Below are 22,572 nucleotides of genomic sequence, written 5' to 3' on the forward strand. Positions count from 1 at the left end.
TATAAGTTATAAGTTATGAAATGTTATTCTTTTTAATAATCGCATCGATGTGCTGGATGATATCTTCCGGTGGTGTCTTAAAATCAAACCATTGTGCGTTTTCGGTCCTTTTGAACCAGGTCATCTGGCGTTTGGCAAAGCGCCTGGTGTTTTTCTTGATTTCCTCCACGGCAAAATCAAGGGATATTTTTCCGTCCAGGTAATCGAACAATTCACGATAGCCTACCGTTTGCAGCGCATTTAAAGCCTTGTTTGGGTATAGGATTTTGGCCTCATCAAGCAAGCCTTGCTGCATCATTATGTCTACGCGGAGATTGATCCTTTCGTACATTTTTTCACGTTCGGCTTCCAGACCGATGATGATTGGGGTAAAATCCCGTGGCTTTTTTTCTTTGTTGAGGAAGGACGAATAGGGCTTCCCGGTGCTTAAACACACTTCTGTAAAACGCATCATCCGGTTCGGATTTTGTAATGTTTGCGGGTTTTCAGCAGTCAGAGAGGCAAAATAATCCGGGTCGAGTTCCTGCAATTGCTCTTGTAGGGAAGTAATCCCTTTTGTTTCGTAATCATGCCTTACTTTTTCGCGTATTTCGGGGTCGATATCGGGAAAAGAATCAAAACCTTTAAGTACGGCGTCAACATACAAACCGGAGCCGCCAACCATAATCTGTATTTTGTTTTTTTGAAACAAGTTGTTCAGTTCCAATAAGGCTTCCCGCTCAAAATCACCAACGGTATACTCTTCAAAAATAGATTTGTTTTGTATAAAATGATGGTTTGCCTGGGCCAATTCTTCGTCATTGGGAACTGCTGTCCCGATTTTCATTTCCTTAAAAAACTGCCGGCTGTCGCAGGAAAGGATATCGCAGCCAAAATGACGTGCCAAAGCAATGCTCAAGGCTGTTTTTCCTATGGCTGTGGGCCCGATGACGGTAAGTAAGTAATTCATGCGATAGCGGTGTTTTTTAGCCCTGGTAGAGGCGGTATCCTTTTTACGTTTTTGCAGGTAGCCTTATTTTAGGAACCAAATAGCCTGGCGTAAAAAGATAAAGCCGAAAACAGGAAATAGCTCCTAAAATGTAATGATTTTTGAAACTCTTCTTTTTTTGATATAACTCTGGATGATGCTTCTGGAATCCCGGTTGTTTTCCATAGGGATGATGATGTTTTTCAGGATTTCGATGTTGTTGACCTGATGGTTCAGGTCGTAAAAGCAATAGCCTTTGTACACGCCGTCCTCGATAAGGACCGCGCTGCGCTCGTTGATGTTCCTTCCCCGGTCAATAACGACCATGCTTTTGTTCTGTAAGTGGTTGTTTTCCAGGAAGTAATTGATGCGAGCATTGTAATCTTCAGGTGTTTCCTTGCCGATGCACGCTCCTTTGCATTCTTTCATGTCGTATTGGAAGCATTCTTTTTTAGTGTCATACAAGCCGTTTACTTTTTGGCAGAACTGTTGTTCCGCCGTGATTTTATGCAGCATTGTTTTACCTTCCAAAAGTGTTGAGAAAGAAGTGATTTCCTTTTTACGGCCATCTGCTTTCTTAACTGTTAAGGCCAGGTAACCGTCCTTGTTTTTTTCGGCGTATAGGGCAAAAGGGAAGATGGTTTTCTTTTGTGAACGGTTATAAACAGGCTTGTTTATCTTCACTTCTTCGCTTTCTTTAAGAAGTGCAATGAGCTCGCTCCCGGTTTCTTCGAAAGTAACGGCAAAAACCTCCAGCTGCATTTTCTTGGCTTTTCGCGAAGTAGTGGTAAAATGCTGATTGACCCTTTTTTTGATGTTTTTGCTCTTGCCGATATAAATAATGGTCCCGTCTTCCCGATGGATATAGTAGATGCCCGTCCTTGAGGGAAGTGCTTCGACGATATCCAAAAGTTTTGGGGAAATCCCGGATTTGACCTCGGTTTTGATGTAGCTTTTTACGATTTCTTTTTCAAGGTCCTGGGCCAAAAGCATTTTGAATAGCTTTACTGTAGCCATGGCGTCTCCGGTGGCGCGGTGCCTGTCTGCCATCGGGATGCCGAGTTCGCGCACCAATTTGCCCAAACTATAGGACTGGTGCCCCGGAATGAGTTTTTTAGACAATTCGACAGTGCAAAGCGTCGGTTTTTCAAAATCATATCCCAAACGGCGGAATTCGGTACGAAGGATGCGGTAATCAAAAGAGGCGTTGTGTGCCACAATAATACAGTCCTGGGTAATTTCAATGATGCGTTTGGCCACTTCGTAAAATTTGGGCGCCGATCGGAGCATGGCATTGTTGATTCCCGTTAATTTGACCACAAACGGTTGGATAGGGATTTCAGGATTGACTAAACTAATAAATTGATCCACAACTTCCTGCCCATCGAATTTATAGATGGCAATTTCAGTGATTCCCTCTTCATTATATTGGCCTCCCGTGGTTTCTATGTCTAGTATTGCGTACAAATCCGTAGTTAAATAGTTAAAATGCTGTCTTTGGCCTTTCTCTTTTTTCCGGTGTTTCCGACATAAGCAGGCTTTTGATTACAAATACGAAAGTAAGAACTTTAATTCCTTCCGCCAAATATACTGCTTCCAATCCTGACCATGGTGCTGCCGCATTCGATGGCAAGCTGGTAATCACCGCTCATCCCCATGGAGATAATCTGCAGGTCACAGTTTTCAGTTTTCAGTGTTTTGTGCTTGTCAAAAATGGTTTTCAGATGTGTAAATTCTTTTTGGATTTGGGTTTGATCCTCCGTGAAAGTAGCCATGCCCATTAAGCCGGTAACTTTTATATTTTCCAATAACCGGAATTCAGCCGAGCCCAATAGCTCCAACAGTTCATTTTCGTCCAGCCCGAATTTGCTTTCTTCCTCGGCAATATACACCTGAAGCAGGCAATTGATGGTACGATTGTGTTTTTTTGCCTGTTTATTGATTTCTGCCAATAATTTCAAGCTGTCCACACCATGGATCAGATTAACATATCCGGCCATATATTTGACTTTATTGGTCTGTACGTGCCCAATCATATGCCATTGGATGTCTTTGGGCATCGATTCGTACTTTTCGGTCATTTCCTGGATTTTGTTCTCCCCGAAAATACGCTGGCCCACATCGTAGGCTTCCATTAAATCACTTACTGGCTTGGTTTTGGAAACCGCAACCAGGGTAACATGTGGCGGAATGGTGGATTTGATATGTTGAAGGTTGGATTGTATTGACATTATGAAATCTTTCTGAAATTAAAATTGCTATAAAACCTAAAGTTCATACACCACCAATCCGCTACGGAATTTCGGTTCGATGTAAGTGCTTTTCGGAGGCATGATCAAATCCAGGTCTGCGATGGCTTTGATTTCGGAAATATTGATCGGATAGAGCATAAAACCGACTTCAAATTCGCCATTGTCTACCATATCCTTAATCGATGTGATAGACCTTGTGCCCGGGATGTACTCGATGCGTTCGTCTGTGCGCAGGTCACCAAGGCCCAGGATAGGGTTCAAAACAGTGTTGTAAAGTATTTGGGCATCCAATTGTTCCAGGGTGTTTCCGAATGTGAATTTTTCCTCCTTCAGGCGCAGGGCATAAAATTCTCCGTCGAAGTACATTCCGAATTCGAATTTATGTTTGGGTTTCCACAATTCCTGTTTTTTGCTTTTGATGACAAAATTTTCAGCTATCTTTTTGATGAATTCCTCTTTTGAATTTCCATTTAAATCACGGATGATACGGTTGAATTCGTATATCTTCACATTAGAATCCGCAATGAGGAAACTCATGAAATGATTTAGGGTTTCATTACCGGAACCTTTGTCCTGTTCGTATAACAATTCGGCAGAAGCAGAGCGGTGGTGGCCGTCGGCGATATATAAATTGCCAATTTCCCGGAATTGCTCCTGCAGCCAGTTGATTTCGGTTTCGGCGTCAATTTTCCAAAGCGTATGCTTTTCTTTATTGGTGGTGGAGAATTCGTATAACGGAACCTCCAGTTTTTTTCGGGTAACCCACTCGTTTATTTCGGGATTGTCCTGGTAGGTCATCAGGACCGGTTCGGTATTGAAGCCGGTCTGGTGCAGGTAATCCTTAAACAGGTCTACCCGGTATTGTAAGGTGTCTTCGTGTTTCTTGATGACATTGGCCTGGTAATCGGCTATGGAAGTCCCGGCCAGGATTCCTGTAAAAGTATGGTTCTTCGAATGGATCTCATAGATATAAAAAACCGCCTTGTCTTCCTGAACCAAAATGCCTTCTTTTTTAAAATCCTGGTATTTGTGCTCTACCATTTTGAAGCGCTTTTCCCAGCCCAGCTTTTGTTGGTTCACATAAGCGGGATTCAGGACATGCAAAAAGGAAAAAGGGTTGAATTCAAGGTAAGCAGCCAGTTCCGCAGCGCCGTAATCGTCATAGGAACGCGAGGTTACCAAGCTGACTTTATCGGCCGTAGGACGGATTGCTTTAAAAGGGGTTATTCTGGCCATTTTATTGGTTTTCAGCCCCAGTCGCAGTGTGCAGCATTCTGAAAACTGCGACTGGAAACTGGGACTTTATTATTTTGAAAATTGTTTAGATACTTTTTCAGCTTTTTTGCTCTCGGAATAATCGTAGAAACCTTCTCCTGATTTTACACCTAATTTACCGGCTGTAACCATATTTACCAATAACGGGCATGGGGCATATTTAGGGTTTTTGAAACCATCGTACATGACATTCAAAATAGACAGGCAAACATCAAGGCCGATAAAATCTGCCAATTGCAAAGGCCCCATAGGATGCGCCATTCCTAATCTCATTACCGTGTCGATTTCTGAAACGCCGGCTACTCCGTTATATAATGTTTCAATAGATTCGTTGATCATCGGCATTAGGATACGGTTGGCTACGAATCCCGGATAATCGTTTACTTCTGTTGGTGTTTTTCCTAATTTTACAGAAAGGTCCATGATGGTTTTGGTCACTTCATCGGAAGTATTGTAACCACGGATGATTTCCACTAATTTCATGATAGGCACCGGATTCATGAAGTGCATTCCTATAACTCTTTCAGGATGTGTTACCTGTGCTGCAATCTGTGTAATGGAAATGGAAGAAGTATTCGAGGCCAAAATGACATTATGGTCGCAAACATCGCTTAATTGTTTGAAGATATTCAGTTTTAAGGTTACATTTTCAGTGGCAGCTTCCACTACCAAATCACAACCTACCACACCGTCTTTAATATCGGTATAGGTTATAATGTTCCCAATGGTTTTGTGTTTGTCTTCTTCCGAAATCGTCCCTTTGGCTACCATTCGGTCTAAATTGGCAGCAATGGTCGCCATTCCTTTTTCCAGTGCTTTTTCTGAAATATCGATCAATTTTACGGTAAAACCCGATTGGGCAAAAGTATGCGCGATTCCGTTGCCCATCGTTCCTGAGCCAATTACAGCTATGTTTTTCATTTTGTATTAGTTATTGTTTTGTGTTTTATTTTGTGAGTTGTTCTTTCCTGTTTTTAGCTTTTGTTGGAACAGTCGATTATCTGGTAGGCGACCCGAAGCGCTTCAGTTGCCTGTTCTAAAGTAACCACCGGTGTAGTATCATTGTTGATGGCATCGGCAAAGGTTTCCAGTTCGTCCAGGATCGCGTTGTTGGGTTCTACAGTTGGATTATCGTAATAGATTTGTTTTTTTACGCCTTCGGCATTTTGCAGGATCATATCGAAATCACCCGGGACTTCCGGAGCGTCTTTCATTTTGACCACTTCGCAGATTTTGTCCAGGTAATCAACAGAGATATAAGCATCTTTCTGGAAAAAACGGGATTTACGCATGTTTTTCATAGAAATCCTGCTGGATGTTATATTCGCCACACAGCCGTTCTCAAATTCGATGCGGGCATTGGCAATATCCGGGGAATCGCTTATTACTGAAACACCACTGGCACTGACATTTTTCACTTTGGAATCGACTACGCTTAAAATAGCATCAATGTCGTGGATCATCAAATCCAAAACTACCGGAACGTCCGTGCCGCGAGGGTTAAATTCCGCCAGGCGGTGCGTTTCGATAAACATCGGGTTTTCGATTTTATCCTTGACAGCCTTAAATGCAGGATTGAAACGCTCTACATGGCCTACTTGTCCTTTTACCTTGAATTCGTTGGCTAACGCGATAATTTCCTCCGCTTCTTCCACAGTGGTTGAAATGGGTTTTTCGATAAAAACATGCTTGCCGGATTTGATGGAAACCTTAGCGCATTTGTAGTGGGAAAGGGTTGGTGTCACAATATCGATGACATCAACGGCATGGATCAGTTTGGCGATGGTATCGAATCGTTTGTATCCGAATTCGGCAGCGATTTTTTCGGCATATTCCTGATTTTCATCATAAAACCCTACCAGTTCATATTTTTCAGATTGATTGAGCAACCGTAAATGTATTTTTCCGAGGTGGCCGGCACCTAACACGCCAATTTTTAACATAAAAATGTATTTTTTATTTCATAACAGTTCGGCTTACAGCCTCGAGTGAACAAAAATAGGAATTAATTAATAATTGCTTGGCCAGTTCGTAAAAAAAATGCTTCCGTTATCATTGATAATTGCCAATTTGTTTTCTAATTTTACACAAAATAATTCGCCAAAATAGTGAAAGACTCAGCCAAACATCAAGGACTTCGAAATCAATTAGTAACCGTTTTGCAAGCCAAAGGCATTACGGATAAAAACATACTGGAAGCCATCAGGAAAATCCCGAGGCATTTGTTCCTGAATTCGAGTTTCGAGGATTTTGCCTATCAGGACAAGCCGTTTCCCATTGGTGCAGGCCAGACTATTTCCCAGCCGTATACCGTAGCTTTCCAGACCGAATTGCTCCAGGTGAAAAAAGAGGACAAGATTTTGGAAATCGGGACGGGATCCGGTTATCAGACAGCAGTTTTATGCCTTTTGGGGGCGAAAGTCTTTTCTGTGGAACGCCAAAACGAATTATTCAAGAAAACTTCATTGCTTTTGCCTAAATTGGGCATACGGCCAAAACACCTGGTTTTTGGGGACGGCTACAAAGGATTACCTAATTACGCTCCTTTTGACAGCATTATTGTAACGGCAGGCGCACCCATTATCCCGCAGCCGCTGATGGCACAGCTCAAAATTGGCGGAAGGCTTGTTATCCCTGTCGGGGAAGACATCCAGGTGATGACTTTGCTGATCCGGAAAAGTGAAACACAATTTGAGAAACACGAGTTTGGTGATTTCAGGTTTGTGCCTTTGCTGGAAGATAAAAACTAAAAGTATTCTTTTTTGTTATTAAGTGGCTTGATTGAGAGGGTATAGGTAAATTCTTTCATTTAAGCGGCAGATTCCCTATTTTCTTTCGCCCGGACCCGAACGTTTTGCGAAAGAGGCTGTTAATTCCGGGCAGTATTCTGAAAATAGAAATTAAATCATCATATTTGCGGCATTATTATTAACATTCAAGCATGAAAAAAATTACTCTTTTTGTTTTATTATTTTGCACTAATTTCATTTATTCCCAGGCAGATTATTCCAATGTCCTGACGCTGCTGATCAACAACCAAAGACAGGAAGCCAGGAAACTGTTTGACAAGCAGTTTGAGAAAACCAAGACTGGTTCGATCGATTTGCTTTTCCTGGATGCTCTTATCGACCAGGAATCCGGAAAGATTGATTTTGACGACACCCTTATCAGGAACCTGGAAAAATTGCCTAATTCCCAATATTATATCGCTCCGTTTATTAACAGGAGCATGGTTTTAAGTGATGTAAAAGAAGATACCTATAACGATCTGACTTATGCGAAAATCGACTTTTTGTCTTCTTCGCCAAAATTCAAAGATCTACCTATCGTAAAATACCGTAAGGCTGTTTTTGAAAGAAGGAGAAAGCAATACGAAAAATCATTGCAGTCATTCAAAGAACTGGGATGCATAGACCAATGGCAGTTTTGCGGCGTATTTGAAAACCTTAACGGAAGTGGCCTGGACATTGATTATGAGCCGGAATTATACCCTAAAAGCGATAAGTTGTTCGACGCTAACAGCAATGGGTTTGTAGGGTGGTATATCCCTAAAAAAACACAGGACGATCCGTACCACTTTTTTGAAAATGAAGGAGAATACGGCAACGGTGTCATCTATGCCCAGACTTTTATCCAATCGGCGGAAAAGAAAAACTACATTTTGAGCTTTGGTGCCAACCAAGGCCTGAAAATATTCCTGAACGATAAGGAAATATACGTAAACCAGGACATAAAAAGAACAAACCTGGATGCTTACAGTATTAAGATTCCATTGGAAAAAGGCAACAACAGGCTTTTGTTCAAGATTGAAGTAGGATCCGGAAGCGATTATTTTTCGGCGCAGGTTAAAAATACAGATTTTACACTGGCCAAAGACCTGAAATTCAGCAATACGTACCAACCTTATGCGGTGGCTACAACTGATACTTATGAAGCGGAGGAAATTCCGTTGGATTACGAAAAATACTTCGATGATTTAGTAGCGAAAAACCCGGGTAATGTGTTGTATAAGCTATACCAGTTTACGGTTTACGAATCCAATTTCAAAAAAACAAAAGCTTTTGAAGCTATTGAAGGGCTGGAGCAGAAATACCCAAACAGTTCTTTTATCGGGACGTATTTTATCCGTTATTATGATATGTTGGGTGACGAAAGGCAAAAGATCCAGGAGATCATGAAAAACATGGAAAGCAAAGACGAAGAGTACCATTACAATACGCTTTATAAATTGCTGGACAGCGAATGGCTTACTTCAACTTCTGTCCAGGAACTGGAAAAATACAGGGACCGTTCCAAGCAATACAAACAGCAGTACTATCAGTTGATGTTCGAATTTATGCTGGCTTCCAGAAAAGCAGATATTGACGGAATGCTCCGTTATATTGAAGAAATCAACAAGAATTCTTTCAATAATGAAAAGTTCCAGATCCTGATAGCCAACCTTTACATCAAACTGAAGGATGACAAGACTAAAGCCATTTCCATTTTGGAAGGTATGGCCAAAGACAAGGATATTTATGAGGTAAACAATTTGCTGATGGGCCACTACAATGACCTGAACAGGAAAGAGGATGTGAAGAAAATCATTACCGACAGAATTAACGGTTACCCTTACATCAATAGTTTCAGGGACGATTATATCGGGATGCTTATCAATGAAAACCAATACGAAAAAGCATTGGCACTGATTGATGAGAATTTGGCTTATTTCCCGTATTCTTTTGTGAATTTTGAAAGAAAAGCCAACATTTACAGCCTGATGAAAAACGATAAGGAAGCGGAAAAATACATCCGTAAATCCTTGGTGCACAATTCAGGCAACAGCGCTTTGAGAAAGCAATTGTACGACATCACCAAAACACCGGATGAAATCGAGCAGGTTGCCACAAAGGATATCTACAAAGTAGCCGCAGCCAGAAGGAATTCGAAGCTGAAAAGCGATTACGGGGTAGTTACCTTGCTGGATGAATACATCGTAAATGTTTTACCCGAAGGCGGAAGGAAATCAAAAGTAACCTATCTGTATGAGATTACTGCCGAAAGCGGTATCGAAGAAATGAAGGAATATTCCCTTGACATGAACAATACAATCCTCAAATCAGAGATCATCAAGCCGGACGGTTCTATCATTCCTGCCGAAAAAGGAGATAACATGCTGGTTTTCCCAAACCTGAAAATCGGGGATATCGTGCATGTGGAGTATGAGCGTTATGAAAATTCCTCAGGGCGTTTTTATAAGGATTTCAATATTTCGTGCTACTTTAACAGTACTTACCCATCAATGGAAGCTTCTTTCACATTGATCCATCCTTCAGACCTGAAATATATTACTGATTTTTCCAACGGACCGATTCCGTTTACCACCAAAAAAATAAACAATAAGACCTGTACCGTCTGGAAACGTACCAATATTGAAGCCATTGCCTTGCAGGAAAGCTATTCCCCGAATTTTAACGACCTGACAAACATTGTCCGTGTAGGAACCATCAAGTCATGGAAGGAAATATCGAATTGGTATGCAGACCTGGTAAAAAAGAACCTGAAAACGGATAAGATAACCAAAACGGCCTTTGCAGAGATTTTCCCAAAAGGAGTGCAGGGAATGCCGCAGGAAGAAATTGCCAAGAAAATCTATACCTACATCGGGACGAACATCAAATACAGTTCGCTTGATTTCAGGCAAAGCGGATATGTGCCGCAAAAACCTTCCAAAACGATTACCACTAAATTAGGTGATTGCAAAGACGTTTCCACTTTGTTTGTAGCCTTGTCGGAACTGGCGGGCTTACAATCAAACCTGGTTTTGGTGCTTACCAATGACAACGGTTTTAATTCGATGAAGCTTCCGTCCAGGGATTTCAATCATTGCATCGTAAGGACTACCATTGATAATAAGGAAGTGTTTTTGGAACTTACAGACAAATACCTGCCTTTCAAAGCTTTGCCGGTATCGTTGTACAAGGCCAATGCCCTGGTTATTTCTTTCGATAAATCGATAAACGAAAATTCGAAACTGATCAATATCCCGTTTGTCAATGCACTTCATAATGTGGCCAGGACCAATTCTGTGGTAACCATTGACGATAAATCGAAAACCTTTGTGAACAAACACTTCATCCAAGGCGCGACCAAATCGTACTATAACGAATTGTTCTCAACGTCCACGACTGAAGATGTCCGTAAGAAGGAATTGGAGAGTAATTATAATACCAGGCTTAAAAAAGTGGTTTCATTGCAATCCATCAAATTGCTTTCGAACGAAGTATTCGATAAAGAAATCGCCTATGAATCCAAATTTTCTATTTCGGAAAGCCTTCAGAAGGTGGGAAGCCTTAAGATCACTGAAATCCCGTTTATCGACAATGCGTATACCAGAGATATCATTTCGACAGAAACAAGGCATTTTGACATCAATTATTTAGGGTACGAAAACAATAACGAATACGATTCGGAAGTCATCCTGAATATCCCGGCAGATAAGACTTTCTCTGAAATCCCGGAGAACAAAACGCTGAATTTCAAAGATCATAATTATTCCATCGCTTTTGAGCTGATCAATAAAAATTCGTTGAAAGTAACCCGTAAAGTTTCTATTCCATGGGATAATATCCCAACGGCAGATTACTCGAATTATAAGAAATTCGTGGAGAATGTTATTGAAACCGAAGAGCAGATCGTAGGATTCAAATAAAACGAAAGCCCACCGTTATGGTGGGCTTTTTTATTTGTATTCTTTTTTGATCCGGTCCAAATCGCGTTTGTTGTCACGGTCTTTTATGGTTTCCCGCTTGTCGAAGTTTTTCTTTCCGCGGCAAAGCGCAATGTCCAGTTTGGCCATCCCTTTTTCGTTGGTAAACAATCGCAAGGGGATAATGGTCAAACCTTTGTTCTGCACATCTTTGAAAAGACCTTTCAGTTCGCGTTTGTTCAGCAATAGTTTGCGTTCGCTTTTAGGCCTGTGGTTGAACTGGTTCCCAAAATGGTATTCTTCAATAGTGGAATTAATGACAAAAAGCTCATTGTTCTGGAATTCGCAAAAACTTTCGGCGATTCCCGCTTTCCCTAACCGGATCGATTTTATTTCTGTCCCGGTCAGGACAATCCCGGCCGTGTACCGATCGATGATCTCGTACTCGAATCGGGCTCTTTTATTAAGTATGTTGACTGTTTTTAGCATGGGATTGCAAATGTATAAACAAATTGAAGAAAGAACAACAGAATTAAGGCAATTTCAATAATTGATGCGTAACCGAATCACCATTGACCGTAATAATGTATAAATTCCCGAAAACAGTGTCTTCTATGTCGTTATATATTGTTTTGCCGATAAGCTGGTTGGCAAAAGCAGGAATCGTATTGCTGTGGCCTACAATTAAAACGGTTTTGCCCGAAGTGCTTTTTTTGAAATCAGGGAATGAGAGGACTTGAGGGTTGTAAAGAATAATCTGCGCCTTGTTTTTTTCGGCTGTAGGCGTTGCGGTCTGCAAGGTTCTTTTGTAATCGGTACTATAAATGGCATCAAAGGGAATCGCTGCAAAAATACGGTTCCAGTTTACAGCTCTTTCCGTTCCGGCTGCTGACAAATCGGGATTCCTGGAATTGTCCGCTTTTTCCGCATGACGGATCAGATAATACGTAGTCGTTTTATTTTGGGCGAATACAAGTTGGGTAAGGAACAAGGCAAAAGTGGCCAGGGCTATTTTCATGGGAATTATTTTTTAGTATAAAAGTACACTATTTTTTGATTTCGTACCTTTATGCCATGGAAAACAAGATTTCAAAAGACCCGTTACACGGCATAACTTTACAACAGGTTTTGGAAAAACTGGTTGCTTATTACGGTTTCGATACTTTAGGGGAATTGATAAAAATCAGGTGTTTTACCCACAATCCAAGCATCAAATCCAGCCTTGCTTTTTTGCGGAAGACCGATTGGGCCCGAAAAAAAGTAGAAGAATTATACATCAGGACAGCATCCCGGTTTTAATCGAGTTTGTAGCAAAGCATGATGCCGCCGCGGTAAGGCAGCCATTCGCCGCTTTTGTTGTATTTTTGGGCACCTTCGTACCGCTGGTTGGTATCCAGGTAATAGCCATGGTAAAAAGCCTGCTGCGATCCGCCTCCGATAAAGATATCAAGCGCCAATTTTTTGGAAATTTCTTTTTGGTACCCAATGGTTCCGCCCACGACATAATTAATCCCTTTTTGGTAGTATAAAGTATTGGTATAGTCCCATTTCTGGAGTTTAAAAGTCCCGCCGCCGATGTGGCCGCCTACGTAAAACCCATTTGTATTGCTGTTGAAATGGTACCGGACTTCAGGGATGACCAACACAAACTGGAATGGCCCGTTTTTTATGGATTTCCAGAAAGAAGCCGTTACGTCCGCCTGAAAAGTGAATTTTTCTGCAATCGGGGTCTCAATACCAAAATTAGGGATAAGTGCCAAAGTAGTTACGGCATTGGCTTTAATATAGGTCTGGCCCTGGGTTATTCCTGAAACCAACAACAAGAAAAAGAGTATTTTTTTCTGAAACATGATAAATATCGGTGCGTTAGGATTGTTTAGGTTGTAAAAGCGAATACACATAACTGTCCAGGTATTCTCCCTGCCAAAAAGTATCTTCCTTAAAATGGCCTTCCCTGATAAACCCGTTTTTTTCCAGAAGCATCCAGGATGAAAAATTTTCAGGATCGGTAACCGCTTCAATAGAATGCAGCTTTATTTCGTCAAACCCAAATTTTAATACCGCAGACAAGGCTTCCTGCATGATCCCTTTTCCATGGAAATCAGTAGAAAGCATATAACCGATTTCGGCCCGGTGGTTTTCAGCCTGCATTCGGAAATAACCGATATTCCCAATAAGCACATTGTCCTCTTTTAGGCAAATCGCCCAGTTCATGCACTCGTTTTTCTGGTACAGGTCTTCCATAAACGCAATATGTTTTATCGCATCCTCAACGGTTTTGGGCATTTCCCGGGGAATGTATTTCATAATCTCGGGATTGGAACGAAGGGCGAACATTTCGTTCGCGTCATCAACAGTAATTTGGCGAAGGACCAGCCTTTCGGTGGTAATTGTTGTAAAGGCAGGAAAGGAAATAGTACTCATGATTTATAGCATTTCTATTGCAAATGAAGCTTTATACGTCTGGCCTTGGTCTAAAACCAATATTCCTTCTTTTTCAAAAATGGCCCCGTTAGCATCTGCCGCATCTGCATAACCCTGCCAGGGTTCGATACACAGAAAAGGCGCGTCCGGTTTTGTCCAGATCCCAAGGGAAGGAAAGTTCCCAAAAGTAACTTTTAAAAATGGATTATTGTTTTTAAGAATCGTTAAATATTTTGATTTTAGTTTTTTAAAAACCAAAGCATCTTTTTCAAATAATGAATAATGCAAAGGTAATGTCTTATCCTGGAGCAGAATGGCCGATGTTTTACCTGAAAACAACCCATTTTCCAGTTCGTGCCGAAGCAGTTCCTGATCGTTTTCAAATACCAGGGCATAGTCTTCAAAAGCGCCATCAATGGTAAAAGCAGGATGCGCGCCTATCGAAAAAGGCATTTTCCCCGCAGCATTATTCGTGATGAAATACTCGATAACCAATGTATTTTGCAGGAGCGTATACCCGATTTGCAGTTCGAATGCAAAAGGGTAGTGCAATAAAGTCTGTGGGTTTTCCCGCAATGAAAAGGTTACGGAATTTTCTGTTTTCTGATGTACTTCAAAATCAAAATCCCTGGCAAACCCATGCCTGGATAGCGAAAATAACCCATCGTCTATGGTATAAGAATCGTTTTTAAGCTTGCCTACAACCGGAAAGAGGACAGGGGAGGTCTTGTCCCAAAATGCCTTGTCAACGGTCCAGATATAATTGAAGTTGTTTTGATCAAGGCGTGTCAATTCGGCACCCAGCGAATTGATTTCTGCTGAAAAGCCCTGATTTTGGATTTCGATTTTCATCAAACATTTTCTTTTTGAAACTGCAAGGTATTACTTTATGCTTTTTTATGAAGTATTTACCTTTGTTTTTTGTAAAATATAAAAATTTAACATTTTAAAAGCATATAAAATCATAAAATGATATTGTTGTTATTGAATTTTTATTAAATTTATCACTCCTCAAATTTATTATTAAAACTTTAACGCAAATATTATGAACATTGATTTTGAAACAATCGAAAAAGAAGCAATCACCAGTTTGCATTTTCCAGGAAATGATGTGTTAGATGACAAAGAAGAAATCGAACAAAGACATGTCGATTTGGACAGGGCTCTATTATTAGGGAATTTAGAACATTCCAAAACCAAGATTTTCTTTGAGGACGATTCTTCAAAGCGGGTGGTGGAAACGACCATCTGGGGAGTCACGGACGAGAAAATAATCTTAAAACAAGGTGTGGTGATACCTATTAACAGGATCTATAAATCTATTTAATTATTATATTTGAATTTAGTTATAAAACACCGATATTGTCGGTGTTTTTTTATGTTTGATTTTTACAGAAAAATTGTAACAAAAAAGTTAATCCCTATTCTAATTGATTCATCAATCAATTAATCAAAAAACTATGAAATCAAAATTATCCAAAGTGTTCCTCGGAGCACTTTTGCTTGGGGCTTATTCGATAAATGCCCAGCAAAACCAAGGTAGCACGACTACTTCAGTTTACAATTACCACGACGCTTTTGCGCCTGGTTTTTACACCAAAAATGCTTCCGAGACACGTTCGGCAAGCGGCCAGCCCGGGCCAAAATACTGGCAAAACCGCGCCGATTACAACCTGACAGCCGTTTTGAACGAAGCTAAAAATGAAATTTCAGGTTCGGCCCTTATCACGTACACGAACAACAGCCCGGATAAATTAGGCTTTGTCTGGATGCAGCTGGATCAGAATTTATTCAAAAAAGATTCCAGGGGAAATGCGATCATTCCGGTAAAAGGCAGCAGGAATGGTGCCAAAGGACAAGATCTTGACGGTGGTTTTACGATTAAATCCGTTACAATTGTTTCTTCATCCAATGGGAAATCAATTGAAAAAGAAGCTAAATTCACCATTACCGATACCCGCATGCAGGTTGATTTACCTGAAGAACTCAAAGCGAACGGTGCCAGCGTGAAATTCAAGATCGATTTTACCTTTATCTCACCGGTATACGGTTCCGACAGGATGGGTGTCCTGGATACCAAAAACGGAAAGGTTTTTACCGTAGCGCAATGGTACCCGAGAATGTGTGTGTACGATGATGTAAAAGGATGGAATACGCTGCCGTATCTTGGCGCAGGTGAATTCTACCTCGAATATGGTGATTTTGACGTAGCCATAACAGCTCCAGCCAATCATATAGTGGTTTGTTCGGGCGAATTGCAAAACCCTGCCGAAGTATATACGGCCGAACAGCAAAAACGCTGGGAGCAGGCAAAACAAAGCGATAAGACCGTTATGATCCGTTCTGCGGAAGAAATAGGAAATACAGCTTCGCGTCCGGCTGGAAAAACGGCATTGACCTGGAAATTCAAAATCAAGAATTCCCGTGATGCTTCCTGGGCGTCTTCAGCGGCATTTATCATTGATGCGGCGAAAATCAATCTGCCAAGCGGCAAAAAATCATTGGCAATCTCTGCTTATCCGGTAGAGAGTAACGGAAATGATGCCTGGGGACGTTCAACCGAATATACGAAATCGTCCATTGAAAATTATTCCAAACGCTGGTTCGAATATCCTTATCCGGCCGCTACCAATGTGGCGGGGAATGTTGGCGGGATGGAATACCCGGGAATCGTATTCTGTAACTGGTCTGACAAAAACGATAATTTATGGGGCGTGACCGATCACGAATTCGGGCATATCTGGTTCCCGATGATCGTAGGTTCGAATGAAAGGCTTTTCGCCTGGATGGATGAAGGGTTCAATACGTTTATCAATTCGTTGAGTTCACAGGACTTCAACAAAGGAGAATACAAGCAAGGCCCAAAAAACATGCACAGGATGTCCGAAGTGCTTACGGATCCGGAAATGGAGCCTGTTTTTACCGCTCCGGACGGGCTCAAAGAAGCTCATTTAGGCATTTTAGGATACGAAAAACCGGGATCCGGGCTGACGATGTTGCGCGAACAGGTGCTGGGCAAGGAAAGATTTGACAAGGCATTCAGGACGTATGTGGCCAGATGGGCTTTCAAACACCCGACTCCGGATGATTTTTTCAGGACCATGGAAAACGTTTCCGGGGAAGACCTGAACTGGTTTTGGAGAAGCTGGTTTATCAATAACTGGAAACTGGACCAGGCGATAACCAAAGTAAAATATGTAAAAAACGATCCTAAATCAGGAGCCGTGATCAGTATCGAAAACCTGCAGAAAATGCCTATGCCGGTAACGGTTGAGGTTAAAACCAAAAGCGGATCGGTAACCAGGACGGTACTTCCTGTTGAAATCTGGGAGCGCAATACTTCCTGGACATTCAAATACAATTCGACCGAAGAACTGGATAGCATCACTTTAGACCCTGACCATGCGCTGCCGGATATGAATTCGGATAACAATGTATGGACCAATGCGAAGAACGGTGTTGAAAAGACAATTCTTTACGATGCTTATTTGGGCGATTATTCCAGCAAACAGGTTCCTTTTAAAATCCATATCACACAGGAAGATGATGATTTGATGGTTCATGCCGAAGGACAGGGAACTGCACCTTTTGCAGACAAAGGAAACGGTAAGTTTGCCTTAGATGCGGAAGGAGTAAGCATACAATTCAACGACCAGAAAACAGGTTTCAAACTTTCAATGGGAAGCCAGAACTTTGATTTTACAAAAGGATAATACCTCTTACAATGCAATGAAATCCAGCTCTAAAGGCTGGATTTTTTGTTTTTATTAAGTTTTTTTTTGTAATTCCCGCTCCCCGATTCTTACTAATTCCTGTGTTTTTAATTAACGTTTGATATAGAAAGAATTAACATACAGCATAAATTATATAAACTACTTTTACACAAGTACTTAAGAATTCTTTAGGAATACCCCCAATACTACTACCTGAAATTTTGCCGACTAGTTGTTTTTTTTAAAAATCTAAATAACAAAAGGGGAAGAAACCATATGCCTTCAACAGATTTTTAGAGCCAAAAAAAGTAAAATGTTTAATAGTAATCTAAAAACAAATATTATGAGATTAATTAGTATTATTTTGTTTTTTTTAGTTGTAAATACATTTTCTTATTCTCAATCTAAAATGAACAGTAGTTCGAATGGCAATGTCGATGTAGACGAATTGCCGGCAGTAGTTATTAAAAGCGCAGGCAAGGATTTCTCCGTCTATTTACCGGACCGGAACCCGGATTCCAGCGTTAGGAAACTCCAGGATAATTTTATCGCCTATGATCTGGGCAAGGATTATGAAGGTTATGAATTGTACCTGGTTACCATGCAACTTGAAAAAGGTTCTTTAGCAGCAACCTACAATGAAAACGGCAAACTCATCAGTGTCGTAGAAGTTTATAAAAATGTAAAATTGCCAAGTGCTGTTATTTATTCTGTTTATAAAGCTTTTCCGGGCTGGGAAATCATAAACGATAAATTTTTGTACACACAAGAAGATGGCGATGTTACCAAAAAAGAATATACCCTCAAGATTAAAAAGGACAAAGAAACCAAAAAGCTGGTGGTCAACCCCAACGGGGAGATCTTGAAAAGCTAAAAAGAAAAGCTTCCATTACCGGAAGCTTTTTTTATTCTGTATATTCCAGGTCCTTGCCGTGGGTTTCGGAAATGGTCAGGGTCGAATAAATCCCCAACGAAAAAGCGATAAAACCTACAATTGAAGCCGCTATGATTACACCATTGCCAACCTTAAGAGTGTCAAAAGCGTACAGCATGGCAGGCACCAAACCACGGACCATATTAGGAATAGTAGTGGTTGCCGTGCTCCTGATGTTTGTCCCGAACTGTTCAGCGCCAACGGTCACGAACATAGCCCAATATCCGGTGCCCAAACCGAGCCATCCACAATAAAAATAATACATCCCTTCAGATTTTGTCCCGCCGTACAGCATCAGCAGGATTCCCACCAAGGTGAAAAGCATCATGTACAAAATAGCTTTTTTCCTCGAATGCAGCCAGTGCGAAATAAACCCGCTGGCAAAATCACCTATGGAAATACCCACATAAGCCCACATAATGGCTTTTCCGGGTGTAATGGAAGCAATGCCCATCACCGGTGCAAACTGGTTGGCCATTACCGCCAGGATCCCGATGCAGTACCAGGTAGGCAGGCCAATGGCGATGCATTTCATATATTTGATAAAACGGTCTTTATGCGTAAAGAAAGACAGGAAATTGCCTTTTTCAATCGCTTCAGAATGCTCAATGTTTTTGTAGATCCCCGATTCGGAGACACTTACCCGGAGCAAAAGCAATAACAGCCCCAATCCGCCGCCAATAAAATAAGCAATGGTCCAGTCACCGGCCAATTCTACGGTAAGCTGTGCCACAACGGCCCCTAACAATCCGAAACCAGCCACAATAGAAGTACCAATGGCGCGCAGTTCTTTAGGCAATGATTCGGAAACCAAAGTAATCCCGGCCCCTAATTCGCCGGCAAGGCCTATTCCGGCTACGAATCGTAAAACGGCATACACCAATGTCTTGTCCTCAAAAGGGAATTGCGGCAAAAAACCACAGGCAATATTAGCTAACGAATACACTAAGATAGAACCGAACAATACCGATAGCCTTCCTTTTTTATCGCCTAAAATCCCCCAAAGGATCCCACCAATAAGCAGGCCGATCATTTGGGAATTCAGGATCAGGGTCCCGGCAGTATCCGCATCAAGGTGCAGGTCTTTTAAGCTGGGCACACGCACAATCCCGAAGAGCAGCAAATCATAAATATCTACAAAATAACCTAAAGCTGCTACGATAACAGGAAAAGACAACAGGTGCTTTAATTTCTGGTCGGTGGTAAAAGTTTCCATTTTTGGTTTTTTGGTTTGGATTTCAAAAATAGGGAAATAATTCAGTTTTCAGTGGCAGTTTTGAGCTGCAATGGCAGTTTCAGTTTTCGGTCTCAGGAAACAGTTATTTGTTTTATTTCTGTGGATGTTTATTTCGCTTCTCACGCTATTTATTTCACTTCTCACACCCCTCATTTCACTTCCGCAACTGATTACTACAACCGAATATCACCACTGAGACCGAAAACTGAGACCGAAAACTGCGACTGACACTGCGACTGAAAACTGAAAACTATTCCTCCGCAAGGCCTTTCCAGTTCCTAATATGCCTGGTCAGGAAAAACATCGTAATGAAAACGGTCATAAGGTTGATGGAAAGCATCGTCGTGATATTGTCGTTCAGGAATTGGTAATGAATGTCGTAATAGTAATTCTCGAGATGGCGTATCGAGGCTGTATACAATTCCATGTAAGTAAAATAGCAGAGCGGGATCAAAGAACCGAACAGCCACAAAATAAGATTCAATACAATCATGGAATGTTTTTTCCCGGACTTTCGCATGCTAATGGAAGCAAAATAAATAAAGAAGGCGATGATACTCAAAATCATCAGGATGCAGTACACTAAAGACTCGTTAGTCGAGGCAGACATTATCCCGAAGATAATATTCAGGATCCCCAATCCTACAACAGCAATCAGCCAGCTTTTCCCGGAAGTTACCCTAAAGGAAATAATGAGCAATGACAAGCCAAAAGCGACATAAAATAAAGCTAAAACAGTTTCTTCCTTAAAAACGGATTTGGTAAAAGCATTCGCAACTTCTTCATAATTATGGACAAGCGTGTTCCTTTCGATAAAATATTTGGAGTAATCCTTTGCGGTGGTATCCGCTACGGCCACCATGGTTGCATACTCATCTCCTTCATCATAATAAGAAGGATACTGGTTGGCATCTTTATCGGTTGGGCTGTTTCGGGCAATCAATTCATATTGGCTGAATTCCGGATAGTTGTAAGTAATCTCGAACCATTTGTCCCAGGTCAGGTTGGTTTCCAATCCGTGCTCTTTAATGATTGCAAGGTAGTCCTGCATGATTTTTTTAACTTCCTCCGATTTGTTTTCGGCCAAAACCTTCCGCACTGCTAAAACACGCAAGGAATCCTGCTCGTGGGTGGAAAAGCTGAAACTGTTTGTATTCCTGTTGATTAAAGCCGTTGGCGAATATTTTTTACCAAAAATCGTCACATAATCTTTATATACAGTATTGGTATACACCGGTGTCCCGTTAATGACAGTATCTCTAAAGACTGATTTTACAGTATCGATTTCGGCTTCATCAAACCCGCCATCGATAAAAAAATCCGCTTTCGAGATGGTTTCGCATCTTTTGCGGGCCGTTTCCTCATCCATATAATTCCTTTTGTGGAGTTGCCTTCCATATTCGAAAGGAAAATAAAAAAGGCATAACAAAAAGACAATCCCCAGGATCTGGACCCACTCGAAAAAAAGAGCATTCCTGCTTTTGGGATAAAAGGATTTGAAGGAATTGTTCTTGAAATATGTTACCAGCCACACTATGAGTATGATTAATGAAATCAGGAAGCAAAAACTGAAAAAAGTAAAATCGAGGTTGGAATAATACCGCTGCTTAAAAGTAATGGCCCCGTCGGCATAGCCTACAAAAAAGTAGAGCAGGTTACTCAAAAAACCGATGCAAACCATCGGGATAAAACGGGTGTTCCAGAGCAAAGGATATTTTAACAATAATTGTTTTTGTATATTTTTGAACATAATCTTGTTTTATTTAACGAAAAATCTTCGGGTGGAGTGGGTAATGTTTCTTAGGTAATTGACAGGGATCTGCTCCTCGATCAATGTTTTCATGAAGTCGGAAATGGTAACTTCCAGAGGGAAAACGGCAATCAGCGTACCTCCGTTCTGTTCCAGGGAAATCAATTCGAGCTTGCTTAATTTTTGGGTCAGGGCACTAATGGTTTCCGAGGTTTCAAATTCTACGATAAAATTATGCTCCTGGGATTCTTCCGATTTTAAATTGCGCTGGGCTCCCTGTTTCAGGAACACAACCTGATTGGATGTTTTTTCAACTTCATACAATTGTTGCGAGCTCAATACGATGGCAATAGGCCTGAAAGCCGAATTGGCAATATTCCTGAAATCATCCAGTATGGTTTGCTGGGCGAGGATATCCAAATTCGCCAAAGGTTCGTCAATTAATAAAATCTGCGGTTTCCTAAGCAGCATCCTGGCCAGTTCGAAACGCATTTTGTACCCGGAAGACAGTCCGTTCCAGTTATAATTCCTGAATTTCCGAAGGCCCAAACGAGTAATAATCAAATCCACAACCAAATTGTTTTCCTGGGCGGAATATCCGTAGCAGCTCGCTGAAAATTCCAGGTTTTTGTACATAGATCCCCGCCAGGTTTCCGTCCGCTGCGGTATGTACACCAGTTTGGTACGCAAATCGTACGGGTCATTGTATGGGAAATGGTATTTTACCTGGCCTTCGGTAGGATGCAGTTCGCCGCAGATGCTTCGCAGTAAAGTGGTCTTCCCGTTCCCGTTTTCGCCTACCAAACCAATAATTTCCCCAGATTTTATATCCAAAGAAATAGGCCCTAGGGCAAATTTGGAATGGTATGTTTTCTTTAGGTTTTCTATGGAAATAATCGTCTGGTGGGGTTTGGTTTTTTTCTGGCTCAATACGGCATGCAGCTCTTGCAGCAGGATAGCCAGGCGCTCTTTGACAGGGGCTGCTTCGGTATGAGTGTCGTGCCAATTAAGGAAATCATTGGTTTTTTTGTAGAAGACGATATCTTCCGTATCTAAAGTAAAATCGATGATACGTTTGATCACCTGGGAATAATCGTCAAATTGAAGTAATTCTGTTACTTCCTGGTATTGTTTTTCAAATAAGCTCATAGGTTTTATGCCGGCATTTTTGGTACGGTACTGTTCTTGTTTGTTTTTGTGATTTCGGCTAAAGTAGTAAAATAATTCAGTATTCAGTCGTAGGATTTAGTCGCAGTTTCAGTTTTCAGTTGTAGGACGCAGTAGCATTTACCTGTTTTATTTCTGTGAATGCCTACTTCTTTCTCACACGGC

Annotated in this window: 20 protein-coding genes; 6 read left to right on the top strand and 14 right to left on the bottom strand. The window is 41.2% G+C overall.

Translation table 11 applies throughout. From position 1 onward, the window contains the following. Positions 1-13 precede the first annotated feature (13 nt). The 6 genes from miaA to E4635_RS09400 form a co-directional block, all read right to left on the bottom strand. Entirely contained in the window at positions 14-949 is a 936-nt protein-coding gene (miaA, locus tag E4635_RS09375) for a tRNA (adenosine(37)-N6)-dimethylallyltransferase MiaA (RefSeq protein WP_135526377.1), read from the bottom strand. Between the two features lie 123 nt (positions 950-1,072). Then, positions 1,073-2,434 (bottom strand): exonuclease domain-containing protein, encoded by a 1,362-nt coding sequence (locus tag E4635_RS09380; RefSeq protein ID WP_135526378.1) that lies wholly within the window; start codon positions 2,432-2,434, stop codon positions 1,073-1,075. Positions 2,435-2,535: 101 nt separating this feature from the next. Continuing rightward, positions 2,536-3,198: a YggS family pyridoxal phosphate-dependent enzyme gene (locus E4635_RS09385; protein WP_135526379.1), complete on the bottom strand. Its 663-nt coding sequence runs from the start codon at positions 3,196-3,198 to the stop codon at positions 2,536-2,538. A gap of 36 nt (positions 3,199-3,234) precedes the next feature. Continuing rightward, on the bottom strand, positions 3,235-4,455 hold the full coding sequence (locus E4635_RS09390; protein WP_135526380.1) for a DUF1015 domain-containing protein: 1,221 nt from the start codon (positions 4,453-4,455) through the stop codon (positions 3,235-3,237). 69 nt (positions 4,456-4,524) lie between these two features. Then, positions 4,525-5,415 (bottom strand): 3-hydroxyacyl-CoA dehydrogenase family protein, encoded by an 891-nt coding sequence (locus E4635_RS09395; protein ID WP_135526381.1) that lies wholly within the window; start codon positions 5,413-5,415, stop codon positions 4,525-4,527. A 53-nt stretch (positions 5,416-5,468) separates the two neighbouring features. Continuing rightward, on the bottom strand, positions 5,469-6,437 hold the full coding sequence (locus E4635_RS09400) for a Gfo/Idh/MocA family protein (RefSeq protein WP_135526382.1): 969 nt from the start codon (positions 6,435-6,437) through the stop codon (positions 5,469-5,471). Positions 6,438-6,602: 165 nt separating this feature from the next. Here E4635_RS09400 and E4635_RS09405 point away from each other — a divergent pair, with 165 nt between their 5' ends. Beyond that, positions 6,603-7,244: a protein-L-isoaspartate(D-aspartate) O-methyltransferase gene (locus tag E4635_RS09405; protein WP_135526383.1), complete on the top strand. Its 642-nt coding sequence runs from the start codon at positions 6,603-6,605 to the stop codon at positions 7,242-7,244. Between the two features lie 191 nt (positions 7,245-7,435). Next, a complete protein-coding gene (locus tag E4635_RS09410; RefSeq protein ID WP_135526384.1) occupies positions 7,436-11,185 on the top strand; it encodes a transglutaminase domain-containing protein in 3,750 nt (1,249 codons plus the stop codon). Positions 11,186-11,215: 30 nt separating this feature from the next. Here the strand turns inward: E4635_RS09410 and smpB are convergent, their stop codons facing one another. Further along, positions 11,216-11,671, bottom strand: a complete 456-nt coding sequence (gene smpB, locus E4635_RS09415) for an SsrA-binding protein SmpB (RefSeq protein ID WP_135526385.1) — start codon at positions 11,669-11,671, stop codon at positions 11,216-11,218. 43 nt (positions 11,672-11,714) lie between these two features. Then, the gene (locus E4635_RS09420; protein ID WP_135526386.1) at positions 11,715-12,200 is read right to left on the bottom strand and encodes a SixA phosphatase family protein; all 486 of its coding nucleotides are present in this window, start codon (positions 12,198-12,200) and stop codon (positions 11,715-11,717) included. Positions 12,201-12,256: 56 nt separating this feature from the next. Here E4635_RS09420 and E4635_RS09425 point away from each other — a divergent pair, with 56 nt between their 5' ends. Next, entirely contained in the window at positions 12,257-12,481 is a 225-nt protein-coding gene (locus tag E4635_RS09425) for a VF530 family protein (protein ID WP_135526470.1), read from the top strand. Here E4635_RS09425 and E4635_RS09430 read toward each other — a convergent pair. Genes E4635_RS09430 through E4635_RS09440 form a run of 3 tightly spaced genes read right to left on the bottom strand, consistent with a single transcriptional unit; the run spans position 12,478 to position 14,458 of the window. Continuing rightward, positions 12,478-13,083: a DUF3575 domain-containing protein gene (locus E4635_RS09430; RefSeq protein ID WP_246020739.1), complete on the bottom strand. Its 606-nt coding sequence runs from the start codon at positions 13,081-13,083 to the stop codon at positions 12,478-12,480. The two genes, E4635_RS09425 and E4635_RS09430, sit on opposite strands and share 4 nt — an antisense overlap. Then, positions 13,049-13,606 (bottom strand): GNAT family N-acetyltransferase, encoded by a 558-nt coding sequence (locus E4635_RS09435; protein ID WP_135526388.1) that lies wholly within the window; start codon positions 13,604-13,606, stop codon positions 13,049-13,051. The genes E4635_RS09430 and E4635_RS09435 overlap by 35 nt, the downstream gene beginning before the upstream one ends. 3 nt (positions 13,607-13,609) lie before the next feature. Beyond that, a complete protein-coding gene (locus tag E4635_RS09440; RefSeq protein ID WP_135526389.1) occupies positions 13,610-14,458 on the bottom strand; it encodes an aldose 1-epimerase family protein in 849 nt (282 codons plus the stop codon). A gap of 193 nt (positions 14,459-14,651) precedes the next feature. On the opposite strand from E4635_RS09440, the gene E4635_RS09445 reads away from it, so the two are divergent. From E4635_RS09445 to E4635_RS09455, 3 genes are all read left to right on the top strand, one after another. Next, entirely contained in the window at positions 14,652-14,933 is a 282-nt protein-coding gene (locus E4635_RS09445; protein WP_135526390.1) for a hypothetical protein, read from the top strand. Positions 14,934-15,066: 133 nt separating this feature from the next. Next, positions 15,067-17,319, top strand: a complete 2,253-nt coding sequence (locus E4635_RS09450) for a M1 family metallopeptidase (protein ID WP_135526391.1) — start codon at positions 15,067-15,069, stop codon at positions 17,317-17,319. Between the two features lie 343 nt (positions 17,320-17,662). Then, the gene (locus tag E4635_RS09455) at positions 17,663-18,193 is read left to right on the top strand and encodes a hypothetical protein (protein ID WP_135526392.1); all 531 of its coding nucleotides are present in this window, start codon (positions 17,663-17,665) and stop codon (positions 18,191-18,193) included. Positions 18,194-18,224: 31 nt separating this feature from the next. Here E4635_RS09455 and E4635_RS09460 read toward each other — a convergent pair whose 3' ends face one another. The 3 genes from E4635_RS09460 to E4635_RS09470 form a co-directional block, all read right to left on the bottom strand. Next, the gene (locus E4635_RS09460) at positions 18,225-19,469 is read right to left on the bottom strand and encodes an MFS transporter (RefSeq protein ID WP_135526393.1); all 1,245 of its coding nucleotides are present in this window, start codon (positions 19,467-19,469) and stop codon (positions 18,225-18,227) included. A gap of 271 nt (positions 19,470-19,740) precedes the next feature. Continuing rightward, positions 19,741-21,240: a hypothetical protein gene (locus E4635_RS09465; protein WP_135526394.1), complete on the bottom strand. Its 1,500-nt coding sequence runs from the start codon at positions 21,238-21,240 to the stop codon at positions 19,741-19,743. A gap of 9 nt (positions 21,241-21,249) precedes the next feature. Beyond that, positions 21,250-22,389: an ABC transporter ATP-binding protein gene (locus E4635_RS09470; RefSeq protein WP_135526395.1), complete on the bottom strand. Its 1,140-nt coding sequence runs from the start codon at positions 22,387-22,389 to the stop codon at positions 21,250-21,252. Between the last annotated feature and the right edge of the window lie 183 nt (positions 22,390-22,572).

This window comes from Flavobacterium humi (assembly GCF_004745595.1).
Taxonomy (GTDB): Bacteria; Bacteroidota; Bacteroidia; order Flavobacteriales; family Flavobacteriaceae; genus Flavobacterium; species Flavobacterium humi.

Bases quoted from the DNA above. Each gene is read 5' to 3' on its own strand.
- miaA (WP_135526377.1), bottom strand. From the start codon at position 949: ATGAATTACTTACTTACCGTCATCGGGCCCACAGCCATAGGAAAAACA.
- E4635_RS09385 (WP_135526379.1), bottom strand. From the start codon at position 3,198: ATGTCAATACAATCCAACCTTCAACATATCAAATCCACCATTCCGCCA.
- E4635_RS09390 (WP_135526380.1), bottom strand. From the start codon at position 4,455: ATGGCCAGAATAACCCCTTTTAAAGCAATCCGTCCTACGGCCGATAAA.
- E4635_RS09395 (WP_135526381.1), bottom strand. From the start codon at position 5,415: ATGAAAAACATAGCTGTAATTGGCTCAGGAACGATGGGCAACGGAATC.
- E4635_RS09400 (WP_135526382.1), bottom strand. From the start codon at position 6,437: ATGTTAAAAATTGGCGTGTTAGGTGCCGGCCACCTCGGAAAAATACAT.
- E4635_RS09410 (WP_135526384.1), top strand. From the start codon at position 7,436: ATGAAAAAAATTACTCTTTTTGTTTTATTATTTTGCACTAATTTCATT.
- smpB (WP_135526385.1), bottom strand. From the start codon at position 11,671: ATGCTAAAAACAGTCAACATACTTAATAAAAGAGCCCGATTCGAGTAC.
- E4635_RS09420 (WP_135526386.1), bottom strand. From the start codon at position 12,200: ATGAAAATAGCCCTGGCCACTTTTGCCTTGTTCCTTACCCAACTTGTA.
- E4635_RS09425 (WP_135526470.1), top strand. From the start codon at position 12,257: ATGGAAAACAAGATTTCAAAAGACCCGTTACACGGCATAACTTTACAA.
- E4635_RS09430 (WP_246020739.1), bottom strand. From the start codon at position 13,083: ATGTGTATTCGCTTTTACAACCTAAACAATCCTAACGCACCGATATTT.
- E4635_RS09435 (WP_135526388.1), bottom strand. From the start codon at position 13,606: ATGAGTACTATTTCCTTTCCTGCCTTTACAACAATTACCACCGAAAGG.
- E4635_RS09440 (WP_135526389.1), bottom strand. From the start codon at position 14,458: ATGAAAATCGAAATCCAAAATCAGGGCTTTTCAGCAGAAATCAATTCG.
- E4635_RS09445 (WP_135526390.1), top strand. From the start codon at position 14,652: ATGAACATTGATTTTGAAACAATCGAAAAAGAAGCAATCACCAGTTTG.
- E4635_RS09450 (WP_135526391.1), top strand. From the start codon at position 15,067: ATGAAATCAAAATTATCCAAAGTGTTCCTCGGAGCACTTTTGCTTGGG.
- E4635_RS09455 (WP_135526392.1), top strand. From the start codon at position 17,663: ATGAGATTAATTAGTATTATTTTGTTTTTTTTAGTTGTAAATACATTT.
- E4635_RS09460 (WP_135526393.1), bottom strand. From the start codon at position 19,469: ATGGAAACTTTTACCACCGACCAGAAATTAAAGCACCTGTTGTCTTTT.
- E4635_RS09465 (WP_135526394.1), bottom strand. From the start codon at position 21,240: ATGTTCAAAAATATACAAAAACAATTATTGTTAAAATATCCTTTGCTC.
- E4635_RS09470 (WP_135526395.1), bottom strand. From the start codon at position 22,389: ATGAGCTTATTTGAAAAACAATACCAGGAAGTAACAGAATTACTTCAA.